The following is a 7,397-nucleotide window of genomic DNA, read 5'->3' as shown; positions in this document are numbered from 1 at the left end:
GGCGCGCCGGTCTGGTTGACGGTGCGCAGCAGCGCGGCGCCCGCCGTGGAGCCGGGGTCGAACGCGTTGACCGTGAAGCTGCGCAGCAGGCCCGCCATCGCGGCCGACAGCCGTTTGCTGGCCAGGTCCTCCAGCTCGCGGATCTCGCGGCGGATGGGCTCGCGCCGGACGCTCTGCCGGAAGACCTTCAGGAAGCCGAGTGTGCCGAGCATGAGCGTGACCGACATCGAGAAGGAGTCGACCACGTCGAGCTGGAGCTGCTCGGGGGTGACCTTCGCCTCGTCGTCGTCCACCGGACGGAAGTAGCTGCCGCCGGAGAACAGCGGACGGCCGTCGTCCGCGGTGTACGTGCGCAGGTACTGCCCAATGATCTTGAGGAGCAGCTTGGGGATCTCGACCGCGTCGCCGAGGACGGACAGCGCGGCCAGTACGTCGTCGGCCGTCTCGTCCGGCGTGTCCAGGCGGAAGCCGGGCAGCTCGGAGGCCGGATACATGAAGCACAGGAGCTGCTCGGCGTCGGAGATCGAGTTCGACCCGTCCCGGCCTCCCCACGCCCAGGCGCCGTCCCGGTAGGAGGCGCGTGCGGCCGCCTCCCACAGCTCCAGAAGCTGCTGTCGCGGCTGGAGTTTCATTCGTGGCCCTCTCTGCGCTGCGCCGTCCTTGCCGCGCCCTTTCCGCACCGCCCTGGACGCGGAAATGGACGCACGTGTGGCTGGGCGGGACCGAGGCCGGGGTCCCCCAGACCCTCCCTAGGGGTTTCCTTTTCCGACTCAGGTGGAGACGGAACCACCACAACCCTTATACCATTGGATTCCTGCTCCGTCGCCTGGACCATCCGTGGTATTTCGTACGCCGCCTGGTTGTTGTGATTGGAGAGATACCCCAGAGAAAAACAGACATATATGTCCCAAGTCTGAGAGATATTTGAAATGTCCCAAACCGTGGCTCCAAGGGATATAACGGACTGTCGTCCCGCACAGCCGCGGCCTGCGGCCGGAGCGGAGTGCGAAGGCGGGACGGTCCTGGTCACGGGGACGGGCATCGACGCGGCGCTGCTGGAGCCGCTCGCCCGGCAGGGACTCACGGTACGGCGGCCCGCGTCGCCGCTGACCGAGGACCAGCTTGCGCGCGAGCTGGTGGGGGCGGTCGCCTACCTGCACGGCGGCGAGGAGCGGGCGACGGCGCCGGCGCTGCGCGAGGCGCGCGAGACGCTGAGGGTCGTGGCCTTCCTCGGGGTGGGCTACGAGAACTTCGTCGACGTCGCGGCGGCCGACCGGCTGGGCATCGCCGTCACGAACACGCCGGGGGCGGCGACGGACGCGGTCGCGACGTTCACGGTCGCGCAGATCGTCAACGCCAACCTGGGCATTCCCCGGCACCTGGGCGACCGGGTCCCCGGCTGGCACGGCTCCGAAGAACTCCCGCACGAGCTCGCCGCCCGCAGCGTCGGCATCATCGGGATGGGCGCGAACGGCCGGCGGATCGCGGAGATCCTGCGCCGGGGCTTCGGCGTCCGCGTGTCCTACTTCAGCCGCACCCGCAGGCCCGACGCCGAGCACGACCTCGGCATCTCCTACCTGCCCCTGCTCGACCTGGCCGCCGCCAGCGACATCCTCGTGGTCATGGTGCCGGAGACCGGCGAGACCAGGTCGATGGTCGACTCGACGGTGATCGGCCGGATGCCGGAGGGCGCGATCCTCGTCAACACCGCCCGCCCGGCCATCGTCAGTCCCGGCGCCCTGTACGCCGGCCTGGAGAAGGGCCGCGTCGGCATGGCGGTCTTCGACGGCTTCTATGACCCGGAATGCGAAGAAGCCATCGAATTGCGGCGAGATTTCCCCAACCGCCTTCTGATCACCGGGCACATCGCCTCCCACACCGCCGAGGCGATGCACCGGATGGTGCGCCAGGCGGTGAAGTCCATCGCGAATGTGCTGACGTACGGATCGGACGAACACGAGGTGGGATCGCGTCCCCGGCCGCGTTTCCGATGACCCGAGGAAAAATCCGGCACGCGGAACGGTAGGGCGGCGCGTGAAAAGGGGAAACCGTTTGGGAAACCCAAGACAAACCCCTCCGCTCTTCCGGGAAGTGATACGTGGACGGCCATGACCCGATCCCCCCGGCGGGGACGATCACGACGCCCACGGGGGCGCGCGCCCTGGTCGAGGCGCTGCGGCTGCACGGCGTCGACACGATTTTCGGCATTCCGGGCACCCACAACCTCGCGATCTACGAGGAGCTCGACCGGGCGGGCGTGCGGTGCGTGACGCCGCGGCACGAGCAGGGCGCGGGATACGCCGCCGACGGGTACGCGAGGGTGACCGGCAGGCCGGGCGTCGTCGTCACCACCACCGGCCCCGGCGTGGTCAACGCGGCCACGGCCCTCGGCCAGGCGTACTCCGACTCCTCACCGATCCTGCTCGTCTCCCCGGGCGTCCCGACCGGCCATCCTCGCGACGGCCGCGGCTACCTGCACGAGAGCAGGGACCAGTCGCGGGCGATCGACGCGCTGTGCGCCTGGAGCCACCGCGTGACGACCGTGCGGGAGATCCCCGCCGCCGTCGCCCGCGCCTTCGGGCGCTTCGCCGAGGGCCGCCCCCGCCCGGTCCACGTCGAGATTCCCTTCGACCTGCTCGACCTGGAGGGGCAGGTCAAGATCGTTCCGCCGTACCTGATCACGCGCCGCGAGCCCGATCCGGGGGCTCTCGACGCGGCGGCGGGGCTGCTGCGGGCGGCACGCCACCCCGGTCTCGTGCTCGGCGGCGGAGCGCAGTGCCCGGGCCGGCGGAGCCCGGCCGGCGAGGCGCCGCCGGTGGGGAGTCTGGCGATGCGCCTGGCGGAACGGCTCGGCGCGCGGGTCGTGACCACGGTCAACGGCAAGGGCGCGGTGCCGGAGAGCCACCCGCTGGTGCTCGGCGCCACGCTGCACCTGGCGGCCGTCCGCCGATGGCTCGCCGCGTGCGACGTCGTGCTGGCCGTCGGCACCGAGCTGGGCCCGGCCGACCTGTGGGACGACGCCTTCACCCTGTCCGGCCGCCTCGTGCGCGTCGACATCGACCCCGGGCAGATGCACGGCGACCACGTGGCCGACGTGGCGATCGTCGCGGACGCGGAGCTCGCCATGCGCGGGCTGGCCGAGCGGCTCGACCGGCAGGGCGTCGTGCCGCGGCCGCGCCGGGAGCGGGACCCCGGCACGGGCCACACGGCGGAGCTAGAGGAGCTCACCCGCAGGTGGTCCGGCCAGCTCGCGGCGCTGCGCCGGGCCCTGCCGCCGGAGACCGTCGTGGTGGGCGACAACTCGATGGTCGTCTACCACGGGGCGCTCGTCGGCATGCCGATGGACCCGCCCGGGCGATTCCTGTTCCCCACCGGGTTCGGCACGCTGGGCTTCGCACTGCCGGCCGCCATCGGCGCCAAGCTCGGGCGGCCCGACCTTCCCGTGGTGGCGCTGGCCGGCGACGGCGCCTTCCAGTTCAGCCTGCAGGAGCTGGCCACGGCGGTGCAGCTGGAGCTGAGCCTGCCGATCGTCGTGTCCGCCAACGGCGGCTTCGGGGAGATCCGCGAGGAGATGCGCGAGCGCGGCATGCGGCCGGTCGCCGTGGACCTGCACGCGCCCGACTTCCCCGCCCTCGCCGCCGCGTACGGCGCGCGGGGCCGCGCCGTCAAGACGCCGGGGGAGCTGGAGGAGGCGGTCGCCGAGGCCCTGCGCGTTCCGGTGCCCACCGTGATCGTCGTGCCCGAGGAGGAGTAGCCGCGGCGGTTCAGCGGGCGGGCGCGAGCGGGAGCCGCAGCACGAAACGGGCGCCCCGGTCGCTGTCCTCGATGGTGAGCGTCCCCCCGTGCGCCTGGGCGATCTGGCGGGCGATGGACAGGCCGAGCCCGGTGCCCCCGGCGTCCTTCGACTGGGCGGCGTCGAGCCGGGTGAAGCGCTGGAAGACGAACTCCCGCTTGTCGGGCGGGATCCCCGCGCCGTCGTCGAGCACCTCCAGCACGCCCTTGCCGTCCTCGCGGCGCACGGTCACGGTCAGCGTGGAGGCCGCGTGCCGCTCGCCGTTGTCGAGGAGGTTGTTGAGCAGGCGTGCGAGGGCCATCCGGTTGCCGACGACGACGACGCCGGGCGTCAGGTGCCGCACCATCTCCACCTTGCGCGGCCTGCGGTCGAGCTCACGGGCGGTGAGGCCGCCGAGGTCGGCGGGCTCGCGCCGGGGTGAGGCGCCGGAGTCGAGCCGGGCGAGCTGGAGCAGGTCGGTCACGAGCGCCTGCAGACGGTCGCAGCTGCCCAGCAGGGCGCGTCCGGTGGCGGGCCAGTCGGCGTCCTCGCTGTGCAGCAGCGCCTCCTCGATCTCCGTGCGCATGGCGGTCAGCGGGCTGCGCAGGTCGTGGGAGGCGTCGGAGGCGAAGCGCCGCTGCCGCTCGACGGCCGTCTCCGCCCGGTCCAGGGTCTGGTTGGCGGTCTCGGCGAGCCGGCGTATCTCGTCGTGGTGCTTCGGCACCGGCACGCGCTGACTGAGGTCGGTGGCGGTGATCCTGGCCAGCTTGCTCGTGATCGCCTCGACCGGGCCGAGCGCCCTGCGCACGGTCTGATAGGTGCCGAGCGCGGTCACCGCGACCAGCAGGAGCGAGCCGCCGAGCAGCGCCGCGAGCAGCGGGCCGCTGACATACCACGGCACGGGGTCGTCGGCCGCGTAGATCGTCCACAGGCCGCCGGTGTTGTGGAAGCGGAAGGCGACGACGTCCACGCACCGGCCCGGGAACGCCGGGGAGTCGCAGAGCTGCTTGCTCGTCTCCGGGCTCGTCAGCTCCGGCCGGAACGCGGCTATGCGCGGGCGCCCCACGAGGCTGTCGCTGACGGAGACGATCCGGCCGCCGTGGTCGATCACCTGCACGCCGGCCAGGTCCTGATCCAGGAGCACCGGAGGCAGCCGGTCGCGCTTGGCCTGGTAGGCGAGGCGTACGGCGGTGGTGGTGATCTCGTCGGTCTTGTACCGCTCGGCGGTGCCGTGCAGGACGAGGAGAACGAGCAGCACGGCGACGGCGCACAGGAGCGCCGTCACCGCGCTCCCCAGCACCGTCAAGCGGATCCGCACCGGGGATCCCCGCCACCCGCTCATCTGATTCCCCCCGGTAATCAGATGACCAACCAGGATTCGTGGCCCGCCGCCGGGCCTCCCCACCCGGCTCTTCTGGCACGTTACCTCTGCCGGTGATCGCCGCAGTCGCCGGGGACGTCGCTGTCCGGTCCTTACCCGTTCCGGCCTCGTACGCGCCCGGCTCACTCCGTCGCGGAAGGGCGAGGTCCGACGACGTAGCGACCGCCGGCGAAGCCCGTCACCGGACGGCCAACCGCCATGAGCCCGCCCAGCACGTCGCGTACGGCGTGCCGCCACGCCTTGGCCGTCTCCGGGGCGGTCCGGCGCAGGGACTCCACGTCCGCGGGCACGGAGACGAGCACCACCGGGGCGCCGGTGTCCAGGGCCACCGGCCGCCCGTCCCGCTCGGCGAGCGCGGCCACCGCGCCGTCCGCCCCGGCGGGCCGGTACGGCAGGCCGTCGCACGCCCGCGCCACCCACGGGTCGTCCAGCCGCCACACGGCGAGGACGCGGTCGGACTCGTCGCCGGCGTTGACCGCGTCGCCCATCGGCCCGTAGAAGTCGGGCAGGTACTCCTCCGGCAGCGCGGCGAGCTTGGCCAGGTTGAAGTGGGCGTTGCGGCGCACCAGGGGATCGAAGGTCCAGGTGATCCGGCTCAGGCCGCGCTCCAGGGCCCAGGCCCGCTGGTGCAGCTTGAGGGCGAATCCGGCGCCGGGCCGCACGGCCCCGGTCACGTGCGAGTGCAGCGCCCGCCCCGCGGGCGCCGCGAGGAAGGCGACCCCGGCGCCGACGAGTTCCGCACCGTCGAACGCCCCGGCGACGTACCCGCCCGCGTGGGTCAGCGCCCGCATCAGCTCCGCCGTGGCCGGCGGGTTCCACGGCTCCGGGTGCCAGATGCCGTCGAACAGCCGGACCGCCCGCGCGAACTCGGCGATCGTGCGCAGCTCGGCGATCCGCAGGCCGCGCTGTGCGGCGGCCGCGGCCGCCTGGTCCCGGGCGACGGCGGGGTCCCCCGGGTCCCCGGCGCTCACGCGCTCTTCCGGGTTCACGCGGTCCTCCCGGTTCACGCGGTCCTCCCGGTTCACGCGGTCCTCCCGGTTCACGCGGTTCTCCGGGTTCACGCGCTCTTCCGGGTTCACGCGGTCTCCTGGGGGGTCCGCCTCGTGTCCCGTGCCATGGGGGCGGCGTCGTCGCCGGGGCCGATCGGCCCGCCCGACAGCACGTACGCCGCCAGCGCCGCGACCAGGCGGGCGCGTGCCGGCATCTCGGCGACCACGACGTGCTCCCCGGCGGCGTGCGCGCCGCCGCCCACCGCGCCCAGGCCGTCGAGCGTCGGGCAGCCGACGTCGGCCGTGAAGTTGCCGTCCGAGCCGCCGCCGACGGCCGCCCCGCGCAACGGCGCCATGCCCAGCTCGCGCGCGAGCCGTACGGCGACGTCGAAGAGCCCGGCGGAGGCGGCGGCGTCGAGGGGCGGGCGGTTCGGCCCGCCGCGCAGGTCCAGCCGGACACCCGGAGTGCGCGGGGTCAGCGCCCGCATCAGCTCGTCCACCCGCCGCTGCGCCGCCCGATCGGGTACGCGTACGTCGACGGCCACCCGGGCCCGTGCCGGGACCGTGTTGGTGCTCGTCCCGGCGGTCAGCATGGTGGGCGTCACCGACGTCGCCCCCGCCCTGGACGACGACTCGACCTGGGCCGCGATGTCCGCGATGGCGAGCACCTGGTGAGCCAGCTCGACGCCGGCGTTGGCCCCCAGTTCGGGTTCGAGACCGGCGTGCGCGGCCCGGCCGTGCACGGTCAGCTCGTACCGCGAGATGCCCTTGCGGGCCGTCTTCAGCGCGCCGCCGTCCGCGCTCGCCTCCAGCACGAACGCGGCGGCGCACCGCGACGCGATCGACTCGATCACCGGGCGGGAGGTCGGCGAGCCGAGCTCCTCGTCCCCGACGACGAGCACGGTCAGGCCCTCGGGGGACGGCAGCGAGGCGACCGCGTGGAAGAGCTGCACGAGACCGGCCTTCATGTCGAACACGCCGGGCCCCCGCGCCACCCCGTCCCGCACCGACCAGGGGTGCTCGCGCAGCGTGCCGACGGGCCAGACGGTGTCGTGGTGGCCCAGCAGCAGGACCCGCGGCGCGCCGAACGACCAGCGCAGGTGGGTGACCCCGTCGATCACCAGGGTCTCCGGCTCGGCGCCGAGCAGCCTGCGGCCCAGCGCCCCCACGACGCGGGCGCTGCGCGCCACCGCCTCGTGGTCCGTGGAGTACGACTCGCAGAGCACCAGCTCCTCGAGGTCGGCCAGCATGGCCT

General features: G+C 73.6%; 6 protein-coding genes. 2 read left to right on the top strand and 4 right to left on the bottom strand.

The features are described from left to right. Positions 1-632: SCO2524 family protein (locus tag AB0J39_RS21420; RefSeq protein ID WP_363467350.1), on the bottom strand; the 632-nt coding region annotated here is incomplete at its 3' end. Positions 633-941: 309 nt separating this feature from the next. Here AB0J39_RS21420 and AB0J39_RS21415 point away from each other — a divergent pair. After that, complete coding sequence (locus AB0J39_RS21415; protein WP_363467347.1) at positions 942-1,994, top strand: D-isomer specific 2-hydroxyacid dehydrogenase family protein; 1,053 nt, start codon at positions 942-944, stop codon at positions 1,992-1,994. Positions 1,995-2,098: 104 nt separating this feature from the next. Continuing rightward, the gene (locus tag AB0J39_RS21410) at positions 2,099-3,754 is read left to right on the top strand and encodes a 5-guanidino-2-oxopentanoate decarboxylase (protein ID WP_363467345.1); all 1,656 of its coding nucleotides are present in this window, start codon (positions 2,099-2,101) and stop codon (positions 3,752-3,754) included. Positions 3,755-3,764: 10 nt separating this feature from the next. Here the strand turns inward: AB0J39_RS21410 and AB0J39_RS21405 are convergent, their stop codons facing one another. From AB0J39_RS21405 to AB0J39_RS21395, 3 genes are all read right to left on the bottom strand, one after another. Beyond that, positions 3,765-5,090 carry a HAMP domain-containing sensor histidine kinase gene (locus AB0J39_RS21405; RefSeq protein WP_363467343.1) on the bottom strand — a complete coding sequence of 442 codons (1,326 nt, stop codon included), beginning with the start codon at positions 5,088-5,090 and terminating at the stop codon, positions 3,765-3,767. 185 nt (positions 5,091-5,275) lie between these two features. Next, positions 5,276-6,232: a GNAT family N-acetyltransferase gene (locus tag AB0J39_RS21400; RefSeq protein ID WP_363467340.1), complete on the bottom strand. Its 957-nt coding sequence runs from the start codon at positions 6,230-6,232 to the stop codon at positions 5,276-5,278. Then, positions 6,229-7,392 (bottom strand): M20/M25/M40 family metallo-hydrolase, encoded by a 1,164-nt coding sequence (locus tag AB0J39_RS21395; RefSeq protein ID WP_363467338.1) that lies wholly within the window; start codon positions 7,390-7,392, stop codon positions 6,229-6,231. The genes AB0J39_RS21400 and AB0J39_RS21395 overlap by 4 nt, the downstream gene beginning before the upstream one ends. Positions 7,393-7,397 lie beyond the last annotated feature (5 nt).

The sequence above is a fragment of the Microbispora sp. NPDC049633 genome, from assembly GCF_040675265.1.
Classification (GTDB): domain Bacteria; phylum Actinomycetota; class Actinomycetes; order Streptosporangiales; family Streptosporangiaceae; genus Microbispora; species Microbispora maris.
The sequence above is the reverse complement of the archived record's forward strand: the minus strand, read 5'-3'. Positions and strand labels throughout refer to the sequence as shown.